This window comes from Thalassovita aquimarina (assembly GCF_018219815.1).
GTDB classification, from domain to species: domain Bacteria; phylum Pseudomonadota; class Alphaproteobacteria; order Rhodobacterales; family Rhodobacteraceae; genus Thalassobius; species Thalassobius aquimarinus.
The window spans coordinates 1-14,300 of sequence record NZ_JADMKU010000022.1; the positions used below are offsets into that span (position 1 = coordinate 1).

At 61.5% G+C, this 14,300-nt stretch carries 17 protein-coding genes; 1 reads left to right on the forward strand and 16 read right to left on the reverse strand.

Annotation, left to right across the window (positions count from 1 at the left end; translation table 11 throughout):
• Nucleotides 1-82: 82 nt before the first annotated feature.
• From IT775_RS18085 to IT775_RS18150, 14 genes are all read right to left on the reverse strand, one after another.
• Nucleotides 83-607, reverse strand: coding sequence for a prepilin peptidase (locus IT775_RS18085; RefSeq protein ID WP_212702644.1), 525 nt, complete (start codon nucleotides 605-607; stop codon nucleotides 83-85).
• 8 nt (nucleotides 608-615) lie between these two features.
• Nucleotides 616-1,464 carry a tetratricopeptide repeat protein gene (locus IT775_RS18090; protein ID WP_212702645.1) on the reverse strand — a complete coding sequence of 283 codons (849 nt, stop codon included), beginning with the start codon at nucleotides 1,462-1,464 and terminating at the stop codon, nucleotides 616-618.
• A gap of 30 nt (nucleotides 1,465-1,494) precedes the next feature.
• Nucleotides 1,495-2,055, reverse strand: a complete 561-nt coding sequence (locus IT775_RS18095) for a tetratricopeptide repeat protein (RefSeq protein ID WP_212702646.1) — start codon at nucleotides 2,053-2,055, stop codon at nucleotides 1,495-1,497.
• Between the two features lie 11 nt (nucleotides 2,056-2,066).
• On the reverse strand, nucleotides 2,067-3,023 hold the full coding sequence (locus IT775_RS18100) for a type II secretion system F family protein (RefSeq protein WP_212702647.1): 957 nt from the start codon (nucleotides 3,021-3,023) through the stop codon (nucleotides 2,067-2,069).
• An 11-nt stretch (nucleotides 3,024-3,034) separates the two neighbouring features.
• Nucleotides 3,035-4,003 (reverse strand): type II secretion system F family protein, encoded by a 969-nt coding sequence (locus IT775_RS18105; RefSeq protein ID WP_212702648.1) that lies wholly within the window; start codon nucleotides 4,001-4,003, stop codon nucleotides 3,035-3,037.
• 5 nt (nucleotides 4,004-4,008) lie between these two features.
• Entirely contained in the window at nucleotides 4,009-5,460 is a 1,452-nt protein-coding gene (locus tag IT775_RS18110; RefSeq protein ID WP_212702649.1) for a TadA family conjugal transfer-associated ATPase, read from the reverse strand.
• Between the two features lie 22 nt (nucleotides 5,461-5,482).
• Entirely contained in the window at nucleotides 5,483-6,736 is a 1,254-nt protein-coding gene (locus IT775_RS18115; protein ID WP_212702650.1) for a CpaE/TadZ family protein, read from the reverse strand.
• A 214-nt stretch (nucleotides 6,737-6,950) separates the two neighbouring features.
• Entirely contained in the window at nucleotides 6,951-7,619 is a 669-nt protein-coding gene (locus IT775_RS18120) for an OmpA family protein (RefSeq protein ID WP_212702651.1), read from the reverse strand.
• 4 nt (nucleotides 7,620-7,623) lie between these two features.
• A complete protein-coding gene (locus IT775_RS18125) occupies nucleotides 7,624-9,051 on the reverse strand; it encodes a type II and III secretion system protein family protein (RefSeq protein WP_212702652.1) in 1,428 nt (475 codons plus the stop codon).
• Nucleotides 9,052-9,258: 207 nt separating this feature from the next.
• Nucleotides 9,259-10,125 (reverse strand): Flp pilus assembly protein CpaB, encoded by an 867-nt coding sequence (gene cpaB, locus IT775_RS18130; protein ID WP_212702653.1) that lies wholly within the window; start codon nucleotides 10,123-10,125, stop codon nucleotides 9,259-9,261.
• A 119-nt stretch (nucleotides 10,126-10,244) separates the two neighbouring features.
• Nucleotides 10,245-10,451: a hypothetical protein gene (locus IT775_RS18135; protein WP_212702654.1), complete on the reverse strand. Its 207-nt coding sequence runs from the start codon at nucleotides 10,449-10,451 to the stop codon at nucleotides 10,245-10,247.
• Nucleotides 10,452-10,638: 187 nt separating this feature from the next.
• A complete protein-coding gene (locus IT775_RS18140) occupies nucleotides 10,639-10,833 on the reverse strand; it encodes a Flp family type IVb pilin (protein WP_212702655.1) in 195 nt (64 codons plus the stop codon).
• Nucleotides 10,834-11,082: 249 nt separating this feature from the next.
• Nucleotides 11,083-11,277: a Flp family type IVb pilin gene (locus IT775_RS18145; protein WP_212702656.1), complete on the reverse strand. Its 195-nt coding sequence runs from the start codon at nucleotides 11,275-11,277 to the stop codon at nucleotides 11,083-11,085.
• A gap of 268 nt (nucleotides 11,278-11,545) precedes the next feature.
• Nucleotides 11,546-11,743 (reverse strand): Flp family type IVb pilin, encoded by a 198-nt coding sequence (locus IT775_RS18150; protein WP_212702657.1) that lies wholly within the window; start codon nucleotides 11,741-11,743, stop codon nucleotides 11,546-11,548.
• A gap of 359 nt (nucleotides 11,744-12,102) precedes the next feature.
• Here IT775_RS18150 and IT775_RS18155 point away from each other — a divergent pair, with 359 nt between their 5' ends.
• The gene (locus IT775_RS18155) at nucleotides 12,103-12,921 is read left to right on the forward strand and encodes a lytic transglycosylase domain-containing protein (RefSeq protein ID WP_212702658.1); all 819 of its coding nucleotides are present in this window, start codon (nucleotides 12,103-12,105) and stop codon (nucleotides 12,919-12,921) included.
• Nucleotides 12,922-12,954: 33 nt separating this feature from the next.
• Here IT775_RS18155 and IT775_RS18160 read toward each other — a convergent pair whose 3' ends face one another.
• The gene (locus IT775_RS18160; RefSeq protein WP_212702659.1) at nucleotides 12,955-13,578 is read right to left on the reverse strand and encodes a 3-oxoacid CoA-transferase subunit B; all 624 of its coding nucleotides are present in this window, start codon (nucleotides 13,576-13,578) and stop codon (nucleotides 12,955-12,957) included.
• Nucleotides 13,578-14,282 (reverse strand): CoA transferase subunit A, encoded by a 705-nt coding sequence (locus IT775_RS18165; RefSeq protein ID WP_212702660.1) that lies wholly within the window; start codon nucleotides 14,280-14,282, stop codon nucleotides 13,578-13,580. The genes IT775_RS18160 and IT775_RS18165 overlap by 1 nt, the downstream gene beginning before the upstream one ends.
• Nucleotides 14,283-14,300: the final 18 nt, after the last annotated feature.

The following is a 14,300-nucleotide window of genomic DNA, read 5'->3' on the forward strand; positions in this document are numbered from 1 at the left end:
AGGTCAGACATTTTACCGCTCGTTTTTCGAACGGTGAATCACGCCACCCGGCGGAAATCAATGGGTCCTGACCCTAACCACCTCAGCCGCCGTAAACCGCCCCGATCAGCAGGTAGAGCGACAGGGTACCCCCCAGTGGCAGGCCCATCGGGAAGTCGCCCTTGCGGGTCCAGCTTTCCCAATCCGGCGCCAGCTTGCGCAAGGGCGTCAGCCCGGCCAGACGGTGCACTGCAACCGCGGCCAGCGTCGTAGTGGCAAACAGCAGCACGACCAGCTTCCAGTCGCCCAGCATCACGTAGGGCGCGGCGGCGGCGGTGAATTTCGCGTCGCCCGCGCCGATCAGCCCGGCACCGTTCATGACCATGCCGACAAGCAGAACGACGACCAGTTGTAATAACTGCCAACCGACCTGTTGCAACGGCATCAGCAATGGCGCGGCAATCACGAAGGTGACGGCAAGCAGCAAAACCGCCTTGTTGGGGATCTTCATCCTGCTCAGGTCGTTCCAGGCCGACCACAGGCAGGCGGGCAGGCAGAGCAGGAACAGCCAGATCGCCACCGATTGCGGTATCTGCAACGCCGGGGCAAGAGTGGAAAAGGCCGACATGGGCGTCGTCAGGTTTCCAGCGCCCGCAGGCTGCGCACGGCGGCTTCGAAATGCTGCGGATGGGTGCTGATGGCTTCGCGCAACAGGTTCTTGCCGGTTTCGACATCGCCCTGTTTCACCGCGCTCAGCCCCAGCGTATGCAGCAGCTGGGCCCGTTCGGTCTGATCCATCGGGATGACCGGCAGGGTGTAGTTGCGCTGAGCGCCGCGCGCCAGAACGATGTTGTTCTTGGCGGTGAACAGTTTGGGGTCGTTGCGGATCGCGTCGGAAAACAGCCTTTCGGCCTCGGCGTAATCGCCCCGGGTTAGCTTGGAATAGCCCCAGTTATTCAGCACGCTGGCAGGCCGCGTGGTCAGGCCGACGGCGATTTCATAGAAACTGTCGGACTTCTTCCATTCCTTGTTGCTGTCGGCGACCATCGCTTCCAGCCGGTAGCGCTTGAAGGTCTCGAAGGTGGGCGGGATCGTGTCCAGTGTTTCGTCGGCTTCGTCCCATTTGCCGGTGCGGATCAGGGCATCGGCCAGGTCGACGCGGTCGTCATTGGTCGCCTCGGGGGCCTTGACCACCGTGCGCCAGACCGGCACCGCCTCGGTCGCGCGCCCGGCGCGGACCAGCGATTTCGCCAAGCCGCGTTTCAGTTCCAGCTTGTCGGGGCTTTCGGCCGAGGCGCGCTTGAAATAGTTCACCGCCTCGTCGGCATCGGCCACCGTCAGCATGATGTCACTGAGGTTGTTGTCCTCGATCGCGTTCACCGCGCTCATCGCGCGGTCGACCTGGTTACCGCCCCGCATCTTGTCGCAGGCGGAAAGGCCCAACGCGGCGGTCAGGCCCAGGGTCACAAGAAGGGAATGGCGCATCGTTTGCGTCCTTGTACTGCTCTTGCCCAATCATGGTATCCGGCGGATGACATAGCTGCCGCTGCCGCGCTGTACCAATTTATATTCTTGATCTAGCTTTTCATCATAGTCCGGATTTTCGGATTTTGCGAGTGCCAAGCGCAAATTATCGCGAATCGCATCACTTTCGCCATTGTCGAGCGCATAGGCGGTTTTGAAAATCTGCACCGCCTCGGCCGGTTTGCCGCGTTCCATCAGCACCACGCCGAGGTTGTTCCAGACCTCGGGGATGGCTTCGTCAGTGGCAATCGCCCGGCGCAACAGCTTTTCGGATTGCCCGAGGCGGCCGAGGCCGAGGTTGGCGCTGCCCAGTCCCGACAGCACATCGACGGTGAAACCGTGGTCCAGCGCGGCGCGGGAATAGGCTTCGAGTGCGAGTTCGTATTCGCCCGCCTCCATCAGCCGCTGCGCCACCACCAGCCCGTCAACCGCCTGTCCGCGCGGCGCGATGCCGGGCGCATAGACGTTGTCGGATGCGCCAAGGCCGCCCGTCGAACAGGCGGCCAGAGCGGTCAGTGCAACCAGGCCAAGCCCGGTGCGGAAAACTTTCATCGGTTATCTGCTCATTTGCCCAAGGTCATGATACCGATCACCGACGGCGCGACCAGGATGATCAGCAGCGGCGGCACGGTCAGCATCATTGTGGCAAGGGTCATCTTCGTAGGCAACTTATTTGCTTTCTCCTCCGCCCGCATCACCCGCTTATCGCGCATTTCGCCGGCGTAGACGCGCAGCGCCTCGGCGATCGAGGTGCCGAAGCTCTGCGATTGCACCATCACGGTCACGAAGCTGGACACGTCGGGGACGCCGCAACGCTCGGCCATGTCGGACAGCACGACGGCTTTGTCCTTGCCCGCCTTGATCTGCTGCGACACGATTTCAAACTCGTCGGCCAGCGCCGGGAACGAGGCGCGGATTTCCTTCGACACGCGGATGATCGCCTGATCCATCGATTGCCCGGCCTCGACACAGACCAGCATCATGTCCAGCGCGTCGGGAAAGCCATCGGTGATTTCTTCCTGGCGTTCCTGCTGGCGCCGGGTGACCCAGTATTTCGGCGCCATGTAGCCGATCACGCCGGGGCCGAGGATATACATCACCGCCTGTTGCGGGTCGGTCTGGTCGCTGGCGACGAACAGCAGGTAGTACAGGATGCCAAGCACAAGAAGCCCGATGCCGAGCGCGAACTGGCTGAAGTGGTAGATCATCACGGCCCCGCTCGACTGATACCCGGCCTGGGTCAGCTTGAGGCGGACATTGGAAAATTCCTCTTCGTTCTTCGGTTCGAGGAAGCTGGAATATTTTTCCAGCTTCTTGGCGCTTTTCGCCGTGCGCAGGGATTCACTTTGGACGGGATCGTTGCCCTTGGCGGTCTGTTTAAGCTTGTCCAGCGGGTCCGGGCGCGACTTGAACAGGAAGGGCAGGGTAATCACGATCAGGGCAAGACCCAGAAAAGCCACCAGCAGGAGCGGCCCCGCGCCGTTGGTCATGTCGCCGAGGAACATGTTGATGATTGCCATGACGGTTCTCCTCAGACCTTGATGTTCACCAGCATCCGCATGACGAACATGTTCGCCACGAGGAACACGCCGACCGCGACGCATGCGGGGATGAAATAGGGGTGGTCCAGCACTTCGTCATAATAATGCGGGTCCATCACGTTGATGCCGATCAGCGCGAGGATCGGGAAACCGGACAGGAACTTTCCCGACCATTGCGCTTCGGCGGTGATCGCCTTGACCCGGCGGAACAGGCGGAACCGGGCGCGGATCACCTTGGCCAGCCCGGCCAGGATTTCGGCCAAGTTGCCGCCCGATTGTTGCTGGATCGTCACCGCCACCGCGAGGAAGCGCAAATCCTGCATGTCCAGCCGTTCGGCCATGTCCTTCAGCGCCTCGCCGACGTCGCGGCCATATTGCGCTTCGTCCGCGATCATGCCGAATTCGGTGGCCAGCGGGTCGGCCACTTCGCGCGCCACGATCTGGATGGCGGAACTGAACGGGTGGCCGACGCGCAGCGACCGCACCATCAATTCGATCGCATCGGGCAGCTGTTCCTCGATCATCGCCGTGCGCTTGCTGGCCTTGCTCGACACCCACATGAAAACGCCGCCGACGCCCATCGCGACGGACACGCCAAGCCGGATCGGCACACCGGTCTGGGTGCCGACTGTCAGCCCGACGAACGCCATCCCCGAAAGTGCGGCCATGACCATCAGCAGCTGCGCCGGCGAAAAGGCGATCGCGGCCTTTTGCGCCTTGGCCGCGAGGATCGAATAGACCGGGATCCCGCGCCATTGCATGTGCTGGCCCATTTCCTTGCGCAGCTTTTCCATCACCTCGGTGCGGTTCGTCCCCTTTTCCAGCATGTCCAGCCGGCGGTTCACCCGGCTGTTGAGGCTGATCGAGCGGCCGAAAACGGTCAGGTACAGGCCTTCGACGATGACCAGAACGCCAACGAAGATCAGCCCGTAGATAAGCGGTTGGATGGGGATGGTCATGTGCGTTACTCCGCTGCGACGGGTTCGAAGATTTCGGCCGGCAGGTCGTACCCCCACAGGCGGAACCGTTCCGAGAAGTGGCTGCGCACCCCGGTGCCGGTGAAATGCCCGATGATCTTGTTTTCAGGCGTCAGCCCGACGCGCTGGAAGCGGAACACTTCCTGCATGGAAATCACGTCGCCCTCCATGCCGGTGATTTCTGTGATCGATGTCATGCGGCGCGACCCGTCCTGCAGGCGCGAAACCTGCACGATCAGGTTGACCGCCGAAGAAATCTGGCTGCGCACCGCCTTGAGCGGCATTTCCACCCCTGCCATGGCGATCATGTTTTCCAGACGGCTGAGCCCGTCGCGCGGGTTGTTGGCGTGGATCGTGGTCATCGACCCGTCATGGCCGGTGTTCATCGCCTGCAGCATGTCGATCACTTCGTTGCCGCGGGTTTCGCCGACGATGATCCGGTCCGGGCGCATACGCAGGGCGTTTTTCAGACAGTCGCGGGGGGAAACCTCGCCCTTGCCCTCGACATTGGGCGGGCGGCTTTCCATCCGGCCGACATGGATCTGCTGCAGCTGCAATTCGGCGGTATCCTCGATCGTCAGGATCCGTTCGGAATTGTCGATGAAGCTCGACAGCGCGTTCAGCGTCGTGGTCTTGCCCGACCCGGTCCCGCCCGACACGATGATGTTCAGCCGCGTGGCGACGGCGGCCTGCAGATAGGCGGCCATTTCTTCGGAAAAGGCGCCGAAGCCGACCAGGTCGTCGATGCCCAGCTTGTCCTTCTTAAATTTCCGGATCGACACCAGCGACCCGTCTACCGCGATCGGCGGCACCATCGCGTTGAAGCGCGACCCGTCGGCCAGTCGGGCGTCGACATAAGGGTTTGATTCATCGACCCGGCGGCCGACGGCCGACACGATCTTGTCGATGATCCGCAAGAGGTGCTTTTCATCCTTGAAGGTGACGTCGCTCAGTTCCAGCTTGCCGAAGCGTTCGACGAAGATCCGTTTCGGCCCGTTGACCAGGATGTCGCTGATCGTCTCGTCCTTCAGCAGCGTTTCCAGCGGCCCGAGCCCGGTGACTTCGTCATAGAGTTCCTGAAACACCTGTGACCGGTCTTCGCGGTTCAGAACGATGCCTTTTTCTTCCAGAAATTCGCCCGAGATCGAACTGATCTCGGCGCGCAACTCGGCTTCGCTGGCGGTTTCCAGCGCCGAGAGGTTCAGGTTGTCCAGAAGCGCGCGATGCAGGTCCAGCTTGATTTCCGAAAGCCGTTCCTTGCGCTTGCGTTCCTTGTCCATCGGCTGGGTCTGCGCCGGTGCTTTCGACACCGGTTTGCGGATGCGTACGGCTTTCGCCGGAGCCTCGGGTTTTTCCGCCGCATGGGGCATCGGGACGACTTTCGCAGAGGGCCGGGCGCCCGCCGCTGGCTGGTCTTTCTTCTTGTAGCGTGAAAACATCGCGTGTCCCCCTTATCCGCGGTCAATTCGTGTCCGACTGGCCAAGTTCATGCAGCGAAGCGGCCAGCTTCGCGATTTCCTTGCGCAGCGGGTTCTTGGCCGCACTTTTTTCCAGCGGTTCGCCGTGGTCGCCCGCCTGCGTCACGTATTTGCCGCCATCGGGCAATTGCAGTTCGATCGAGATGTCGAGGCTGTCAGCCAGCCGCTTGACCCGCGATTTGCCGCTCAGGTCGGTGAATTTCGGGGCCCGGTTCAGCACGAAGCGCAGTTTTTCGAACGGCAGGTCTTCGGCCTGCAGCGCGCGTTTCATCCGCAGCGCGTTCTGCGCCGACCGCATGTCCAGTTCCAGCGTCGCGAAATAGACATGCGCGGCGCTCAGCACGGTTTCGGACCATTGCACCAGGGTTTTGGGCATGTCGATGATGACGTAATCGAAATGATGCCGGGCGATATCGATGATCCGCTGGATGTCTTCCGGTCCCACCAGGTCCAGCGGCAGCATTTCCTTCGGAGCGGTCAGCACGAACAGTTTGTCTTCGAACGACATCAGCGCCTGGGTGAAGATGTCGTCATCCATCACCTCGGTATCGGACAGCAATTCGTAGACCGCGTCGCGGCGGGCCAGATCGAGATAGGTCGAAACCGACCCGTATTGCAGGTCAAGATCGATGATGCAGACCCGCGGCGGCGTGCCCTTTTTTCCGGCGGCCGCGACCAGTTCCCAGCCCAGGTTCACCGCCAGCGTGGTGGCGCCGGTGCCGCCGGCCAGCCCGTGCACCGCAAGAACCACGCCTTCGCGGTCATGGGCCGATTTTGCCGGGGCTTGCAAAGCCTCGCCGACGGTTTCGGCGGGCGCTGCAACCGGTTCGGGGGTGCGCAGCCGTTCGACGGCTGCCTGCAATTCGTTTTCCGGCAGCGGGTAGGGGACGAATTCGTCGGCGCCCTGGCGCAGCAATTGATGCAGCGCGGCCGGGGTGACCTCTTCGGCGATCAGGATGACCTTGATCCCCCGCCCCTTGGCCGCGGAAATGATGTCGCCAAGCAGGACCAGGTTGTCTTCGTCGTCCCGGTCGATCGCTATGGCGATGAATTCAAGGGATTCCGAACCGGGTTGCTGAAAAAAGGCAAGCGCATCGTTGAAACCCAGGTCGCCCCAGGCTTCGCCCATTATCGCTTCCATGTCTTCGATCAGCAGATCGAAATTCTGAACGTCTCGACTGATCGTACAGGCCAGAATCGGGCTGGCATCTGCAGATGAATTGTCGCTACTCGTCATTGCCTCTTGTCCTTCAGCTGCGGCGCTGTGGGCAATGCAAGGCGGGGTTTCTTAAACGCCCCGTTTCCTCGACCCGCAAGCGCCACGTCCGGCAAACGCCGAACGCACTACTCCGTCTGGGACCAAGATCGTGGGCAATCTGGGCGAGATTAGGGCCAAAGTTTCGAAATTGTGCGGTATTTCTGGACGATCCGCGGGTATGGGGCGGATTGTTTTAGTCGCTGCTGGCGCCTGTCACGCTGCCTTCGATCCCGGTCAGGGTGGTGGCAACAACGGCGCTTTCGACATAATCGCGATACACGATCTGGGCATATTTCCCGTCCAGAACCGAAGGATGGCGACGCACGAAGCCCGTTACCTCGGTAACGGTGCGGCGGTTGCGCCGTTCGCGCGCTTCGGTCATCACCAGCGGCTGCGTTTCGCCCTGCGATACGACCGCTTCAAGCCGCGACCGGCTGATTCCGTGCTGCGACAGGAAACGGACGACGGCATCTGCGCGGCGCTTGCCCAAACGGTAATTGTACTGGTTGCTGCCGACCGCATCGGTATGGCCGTAGACCCGGAATCGGACCTCGGGGAACTGGCGAATCCAGTCGGCCTGGCGGCGCAGGATTGCAGCCGCATCGGGATCGATCCGAGCCGAGTTGAATTCGAAATTGATAGTGCTGGGCACTTCTTCGGCGAACCTGTTGGCCAGATTGGTGACATAGGTCTTTTCACCAGACAGGATCATCGTGTTGTTCATGGTGGCATTGCCGAAATCGCCACCGCCGACCAATGCCCCGGCTTCGCGGGTAAAGGAGGAATAGCTGTCGGTGCCTTCGCATCCGGCGATCGCGGCGACGCTGCCCAGCAATGCGATCTTGATCAGGGTAGCTTTCATCGGATCACTCCATCACATAGCCGTAAGAGCCGCTGAAATCCTGCCGGGCGACCTCGCCGGCGGCCCCTTTCAGCTTGCGCGTCTTGTCGCGCGCCACGCGACCGTAAAGGAACAGATCCTTTTCCGACGGCGGCGTGATCCGGTCGGTCGGAAGCGCCAGCGCTTCGCCGCGCGTGGGCGTGACCAGGTGGGCGGTCACGATGATCACCAGTTCGGATTGGGACCGCTGGTATTCGGCGCTGCGGAACAGCGCGCCAAGGATCGGAATATCGCCCAGCCACGGAATCTGGCCGTTCTTGTCGATGAATTCATCCTGCAACAGGCCGGCGATGGCGAAGCTTTCGCCGTCGCGCATCTCCACCGTGGTCGAGGTTTCGCGGCGGCGGAAGGCATCGATGGTGAAGGCGTCGGTGACATAGCCGTTCGACGGATCGATCGCCGACACGGCCGCGCGCAGTTCGAGGTTGATCAGGTCGCCGTCCACCACGCGGGGAACGAAGTTCAGTTCGACCCCGAAGGATTTGAATTCGACCGATATCGCGCCGTTGTCCTGGCTGACCGGAACCGGGTATTCGCCGCCGGCAAGGAATTTCGCTTCCTGGCCCGACAGGGCGGTCAGGTTCGGTTCGGCAAGGGTGCGCACAACGCCTTTGGTTTCAAGCGCTTCCAACAGGACGCCGACTTCAACCGATCCGACACCGAACCCGAACAGCATGGCGCCGTTGTTTTCGTTGACCGCCGGAATGCTGCCGCCAAGTGCGGTGGTCACCCCGCCCGACGTATTGGTGGTGTTGCTGCCGCCGTTCAGCGTCACCCCGCCGGAATTGCCGTTCAGCGACAGCGAGGAACTGAGCGATTTGGAAACGTTGCGTTCCATTTCCGCGAAGCGCACCTTCAGCAGCACCTGCTGGACGCCGCCCACGGTCATCAGGTTGGACACTTTTTCCGGGGCGTAGCGGTTTGCCAGGTCCAGCGCGCGCTGCAGCTTCATGGCCGAAGACACCGTTCCGGACAGGACGATGCCGTCATTCGCGGTCCGCACCTCGATTTTTTCGCCAGGCAGGATCTGCCGCAGCCGTTCCTTGAATTCCGCTACATCCGCGGCGACGACCACGTCGACATTGGTGATCAGCTGGCCCTGCGCGTTGAGCAGCGTCAGCGTGGTGGTGCCGGGGGATTTGCCAAGCACGTAGATCGACCGGTCCGACAGCGAAGAGATATCCGCGATGGCCGGGTTGGCAATCGACAGTTCCGCGAAGGGGGTTTCGCTTTCCACCACCACGGCGCGGTTCATCGGCACGCTCAGGCTGGAGGAAGTGCCTTTTTTCACCACGCGCAATTGCTGCGCCTGGGCCATGTCAGGAACATGCAAGCCGCAGATGGCCATCGACAGACCGACAAGCGCGGCCTTGAAAATTCTACTGTTTTTCATGTGACCTGCCTTTTCGATCACGCCTCTATATCCGGGTCTGATGCCCGTTTCTTCCGGTCAGACTGCGCGAATTTTCCATTTTTTGCAAGAATCAATAGGTTCAGGCCTGCATTTCATGTGTTTTCCGGCCATTTCCTCGCCGGTTGAGGCTGAAATGCAACGGGCGGCCGGGAGCGGCCGCACCGTTTGGATAGGGGGAAGTCCACTTTAGTTGGTGCAGGGGATCGGGATTTCCATCACCTCGGCGCCGCGCCGGGTGCGGATGGTGCAGATCTGCTTTTCGATCTCGACCGTTTCGATCGGCGCTTCCTCTTCGATGCCCAGAAGGCTGCGCTGGTCGATCTCGATGGAATCGGCGACGGTATCGTCTTCGGCCCCGACCAGCGACAGCGACAGGCGCCCGGTCGATTGCGCTTGGGCCAGGGCGGCCACCTGCGCCGGGGTGGCCGACACGGTCACCGTGCGGGCGATGGTGGCGGTGGCGCCGTCGTTGCTGGCGGTCTGGTCCACCGCGATCAGCTTGACCGAACTTTCGATCAGCTTGGTGACTTCGCGCCTTTCGGCATTGGCGCCGGACAGGCTTTCGCCGGTCCAGTAGACATCGACGCGGTCGTCCGGGCGCAGGAAGCCCGACACGCCGCTGGCGACATCGACCTTGATGGCGAAGGCGCGCATGCCACGTTCGAGCCGCGAGGTCAGGCCGGCATCTTCGCCGGGCTTGGTGATTTTCACCGCCATGATCACCTCGTTCTTCTCGATCGGGCGCAGAACCACGCGGCGCTTGTCGGGGTCCTTGGGATCGGGGAACAGGTCCGCGGCGGTGGAAAACACGCCTGCGGGCAGGGCATAGGCGGGGTATTTCACCAGCCGTGCATCCTTGGGGGTCAGCGTTTCACCATAGGCCAGCGTGCGGTTGGCAACGGCCACGTCGATCAGCTTCACGCCGCTGGACTGGGCGTTTTTGGCCTGCGCCAGTTCCGCTTCGAAGCCGGAGATATACTGATTGGCCATATAGACGGCAAAACCGGCAAGGCCCAGGCCCAGAACAAGGACCAATCCGAAAATAGCACGCATGGCATCTCCTTTCTCAACAGGCGGCGGGAACCTTTCGGGTCTGCCGCGTTTCGGCTTCTGGTCACGCTAGGGGAAAATTGGGGCGAAATGATGGAGCAAGCGCGTCAGGATGCGGGAAATCAGTTGGTTTCGCTGGCTTGGCTTGACGCGCTCTGCAGTGTGACGTTGGCGGTATTGGAAGCGCTTTCGATGGTCGAAAGCACCGGGATGAGCACCACAAGGGAAAGTCCGGCCACAGCCGCGGTCAGGACGACCCGGTCCACCGTCACCGCCCCGGATTCATCTTCAGGGAACAGTCGGTATTTGCGTATCGAAGCGTTGGTCATGGTCCTGACCTCTCGGGATTGACGGCGGTTGGAACTTCAGGTTGTAGCGTTCCAGCGCGTCAATCCTGTGTTCAGGACATGCAATTACAGTGACTTCTTCGATATCTTGGGCGAATGCCGCGAAAGGATGTTCCGAAATCCGCATCACCTGGATGTTGCGGCCCCCACGAGCACGGACCGTTACGGATCAGTTCGTCGCCGTGGCCGTGCTCATGTCGGACGACAGATCATTGACCAGAGTGTTGGTCGCGGTGTTGATGCCGCCCGAAACGGTCGCGACGGCGGCGATGCCCAGCCCGACAACGGCGGCGGTCAGCACGACCCAGTCGACGGTCACGGCGCCGTCTTCGTTTTTGCGGAAGGTCTTGATGAAATTGATCATGGTCTTTCTCCAGCGGCTTGCATGTTGCGTTCTGAGGCCCGCGCCGGTGACCTTTGCGCGACACTCGGCGCCCGTCCCGGCAGGGATGTTTTCAGAAGGCGGCTGGATTGGGGCAGGAATGCGGCACGAAAAGGTTATGAACGCGACGTTTCCGTCGTTCTTTTCCTTTATTCCGGTGCCTGTGTCTGAACGATGAAGGCCGCGCCCGTGACAGGCGCGGCCTTGGCCGTAACCGAGGTCAGTCCTGAATTAGTTGGTGGTGGTCGCCGTGGTCATGTCGGTCGACAGGTCGTTGGTCAGCGTGGTGGCTGCGGTGTTGATGCCGCCGGACACGGTGGTCACCGCGGCGATGCCCAGGCCGACAACAGCGGCAGTCAGCACAACCCAGTCAACAGTCACGGCGCCGTCTTCGTCCTTGCGGAAGTTTTTGATGAATTTGATCATGGTCTCTCTCCAGTAGCTCTGTCTCAAGTGGTCTTTCTCGCTATCCCCGGCGTTGACGTTCCGGCCTCTCTCACTTGCCTGTCTCCGTCGTGGTATGGGTGTAGTAAGCCGTTTGATTGAGGCAGGATTTGGGCGCGAAAAGGATTTGTTAACGACGTTTTGTGGATTCTTTCGGGGAAAACGGGGCGCTTTCGGGCTAAAATAAAAGAGGCCGCGCTCATTATTGGCGCGGCCCCTTGTTTTAATGTTCTTGCTTGGGCTGGTTTAATTAGCCACCAACCGAGCTGGCAGTGGTCATGTCGGTCGACAGGTCGTTGGTCAGCGTGGTGGCCGCGGTGTTGATGCCGCCCGACACGGTGGTCACCGCGGCGATGCCCAGGCCGACAACAGCGGCGGTCAGCACAACCCAGTCGACGGTCACGGCGCCGTCTTCGTCCTTGCGGAAGGTCTTGATGAAGTTGATCATGGTCTCTCTCCAGTAGCTCTGTCTCTAGTGGTCTTTCTCTTTCCCCCACCGGCGATGTTCAGGCCTCTCTCACTTGCCTTCCCCCGTCGTGGTATGGGTGTAGTAAGCCGTTTGATTTGGGCGGGAGTTTGGCGGAATTGTCTAAAAAGGGGATATTTTTGAAATTTATAACCTAAAGGTTGTGTGGCATTGAAACTAAAGGATAATTTCTTATCAAATGATGCTCACGGCGGGGGGGAACAGGCAAATGTGGCAATTTTTAGAAAAATAGGGGCCTGTTTTTCACGTATAACTGGTCCGAAAACCGGATTTCTGCGATACTGCCCGTAACGAAAACAACGAGGCAGAGCAGGGTAGCCATGAAACCGGGCGTCCTTTTATCCTGCGCGATATGCATCGCGGCGGCCGCTGCCCCAGTCCGGGCCGAGGGGCCGCAGCCCTATCCCGATTTTACCTTCAAACGCGTCAAGCCGCCCAAGCCCGGGCAGAAGCGGATCACGGTGCAGATCGACCCGGCGGAACAGGCGGCTGCGCAGGAGCAGGTTGTCGCGGCCAGCCAGCCGGTAGCGCCCGCCGCCAAGCCCGAAGGCCGGTTCGGCTGGTTCTGGCAGAGCGTTTCCCCCGAAATCGGGCAGGCCGGCGCGGGGCGGCTGGAGCCGGCGCTGAACCTGCTGGTCAACCCGCCCGAGGGCCGCGAGGTGGCGACGCCCCGGCTGGACGACCTGTTGCCGATCGTGCGGGCGCAAGGGACGCGCATGCTGATCAACACCATCGGCACGCGGGTGTCGCCGGCGCTGGTGCTGGCGGTAATCGCGGTGGAATCAAGCGGCCGGGCCGATGCGGTCAGCGCCGCCGGGGCCGAGGGGCTGATGCAGTTGATCCCGGCAACGGCAGACCGGTTCGGGGTGGATGACAGCCTCGACGCGGAGGAAAACATCCGCGGCGGGATTGCCTATCTCGATTGGCTGCTGGGGGAATTCGACGGCGACCCGATCCTGGCGCTGGCGGCCTACAATGCCGGGGAAGGCGCCGTGCGCGACCATGCGGGGGTGCCGCCGTTCGGCGAAACACGCGATTACGTGCCCAAGGTTCTGGCGGCGTATTCGGTGGCGCGCGGTCTGTGCAAGACGCCCCCGGTCCTGATTTCGGATGGCTGCGTCTTCACGGCGATGAAGTGACGCGCCCGGGCGGGAACCCGGGCGCAATCTTGATCAGACGATGGTGGCCTCGGTGGCGGCGATCATTTCCTCGCGGCTGACGCCGGGGGCCAATTCGACGATGTGAAGGCCCTTGTGGGTCACGTCCAGCACGCCAAGGTTGGTGATGATCCGGTCGACCACGGCCTTGCCGGTCAGCGGCAGGGTGCATTCCTTCAGGATCTTGGAAACGCCGTGCTTGTTGGTGTGGTCCATCACCACCACCACGCGGCCGACGCCGGCGACGAGGTCCATCGCGCCGCCCATGCCCTTGACCAGCTTGCCGGGGATCATCCAGTTGGCCAGATCGCCCTTTTCGCTGACTTCCATCGCGCCCAGGATCGCCGCCGCGATCTTGCCGCCGCGGATCATGCCGAAGCTGGTTGCGCTGTCGAAATACGAAGTGCGGCGCAGCTCGGTGATGGTCTGCTTGCCGGCATTGATCAGGTCGGGGTCTTCTTCGCCCTCATAGGGGAAGGGGCCCATGCCCAGCATGCCGTTTTCCGATTGCAGCGTGATGTCCTTGTCGCCGACATAGTTCGCCACCAGTGTCGGGATGCCGATGCCGAGGTTCACATACATGCCGTCTTCGAGTTCCTGCGCGGCCCGTTCGGCCATCTGGTTACGATCCCAGGGCATTATGCGTCCTCCTTCTTGCGGGTGGTGCGCTGTTCGATGCGCTTTTCGTGTTCGCCCTGAACGATGCGGTGCACATAGACGCCGGGCAGGTGGATGTGATCGGGGTCCAGTTCGCCGGGTTCGACGATTTCCTCGACCTCGACGACGCAGACCTTGCCGCACATCGCCGCCGGCGGATTGAAGTTGCGGGCGGTCTTGCGGAAGATCAGGTTGCCGGTTGTGTCAGCCTTCCACGCCTTCACGATGGCCAGATCGGCAAAGATGCCTTCTTCCAAGATGTAGGTTTCGCCGTTGAAGTCCTTGTGTTCCTTGCCCTCGGCGATCACCGTGCCGACGCCGGTTTTGGTGTAGAAGCCGGGGATGCCCGAACCGCCAGCACGCATCCGTTCGGCCAGCGTGCCCTGCGGGTTGAATTCCAGCTCCAGCTCACCGCTGAGGTACTGGCGCATGAATTCGGCGTTTTCGCCCACATAGGACGACATCATCTTCTTGACCTGCTTGGTCTGCAGCAGCACGCCCAGACCGAAATCGTCGACGCCCGCGTTGTTCGACGCGATGGTCAGATTCTTGGTCCCGGCGTCGCGGATCGCCGCGATCAGCAGTTCGGGAATGCCGCAGAGGCCGAAGCCGCCCGCCGCGATAAGCATGCCGTCGAACAGGACGCCATCCAGCGCCTCGGCGGCGTTTGCGTAGACTTTTTTCATGAATGTCTCCCTCAAAGC

What these genes read in the sequence shown, in the direction of transcription:
- IT775_RS18085 (WP_212702644.1), bottom strand. Translation starts at nt 607, where the DNA reads ATGTCGGCCTTTTCCACTCTTGCCCCGGCGTTGCAGATACCGCAATCG.
- IT775_RS18090 (WP_212702645.1), bottom strand. Translation starts at nt 1,464, where the DNA reads ATGCGCCATTCCCTTCTTGTGACCCTGGGCCTGACCGCCGCGTTGGGC.
- IT775_RS18095 (WP_212702646.1), bottom strand. Translation starts at nt 2,055, where the DNA reads ATGAAAGTTTTCCGCACCGGGCTTGGCCTGGTTGCACTGACCGCTCTG.
- IT775_RS18100 (WP_212702647.1), bottom strand. Translation starts at nt 3,023, where the DNA reads ATGGCAATCATCAACATGTTCCTCGGCGACATGACCAACGGCGCGGGG.
- IT775_RS18105 (WP_212702648.1), bottom strand. Translation starts at nt 4,003, where the DNA reads ATGACCATCCCCATCCAACCGCTTATCTACGGGCTGATCTTCGTTGGC.
- IT775_RS18110 (WP_212702649.1), bottom strand. Translation starts at nt 5,460, where the DNA reads ATGTTTTCACGCTACAAGAAGAAAGACCAGCCAGCGGCGGGCGCCCGG.
- IT775_RS18115 (WP_212702650.1), bottom strand. Translation starts at nt 6,736, where the DNA reads ATGACGAGTAGCGACAATTCATCTGCAGATGCCAGCCCGATTCTGGCC.
- IT775_RS18120 (WP_212702651.1), bottom strand. Translation starts at nt 7,619, where the DNA reads ATGAAAGCTACCCTGATCAAGATCGCATTGCTGGGCAGCGTCGCCGCG.
- IT775_RS18125 (WP_212702652.1), bottom strand. Translation starts at nt 9,051, where the DNA reads ATGAAAAACAGTAGAATTTTCAAGGCCGCGCTTGTCGGTCTGTCGATG.
- cpaB (WP_212702653.1), bottom strand. Translation starts at nt 10,125, where the DNA reads ATGCGTGCTATTTTCGGATTGGTCCTTGTTCTGGGCCTGGGCCTTGCC.
- IT775_RS18135 (WP_212702654.1), bottom strand. Translation starts at nt 10,451, where the DNA reads ATGACCAACGCTTCGATACGCAAATACCGACTGTTCCCTGAAGATGAA.
- IT775_RS18140 (WP_212702655.1), bottom strand. Translation starts at nt 10,833, where the DNA reads ATGATCAATTTCATCAAGACCTTCCGCAAAAACGAAGACGGCGCCGTG.
- IT775_RS18145 (WP_212702656.1), bottom strand. Translation starts at nt 11,277, where the DNA reads ATGATCAAATTCATCAAAAACTTCCGCAAGGACGAAGACGGCGCCGTG.
- IT775_RS18150 (WP_212702657.1), bottom strand. Translation starts at nt 11,743, where the DNA reads ATGATCAACTTCATCAAGACCTTCCGCAAGGACGAAGACGGCGCCGTG.
- IT775_RS18155 (WP_212702658.1), top strand. Translation starts at nt 12,103, where the DNA reads ATGAAACCGGGCGTCCTTTTATCCTGCGCGATATGCATCGCGGCGGCC.
- IT775_RS18160 (WP_212702659.1), bottom strand. Translation starts at nt 13,578, where the DNA reads ATGCCCTGGGATCGTAACCAGATGGCCGAACGGGCCGCGCAGGAACTC.
- IT775_RS18165 (WP_212702660.1), bottom strand. Translation starts at nt 14,282, where the DNA reads ATGAAAAAAGTCTACGCAAACGCCGCCGAGGCGCTGGATGGCGTCCTG.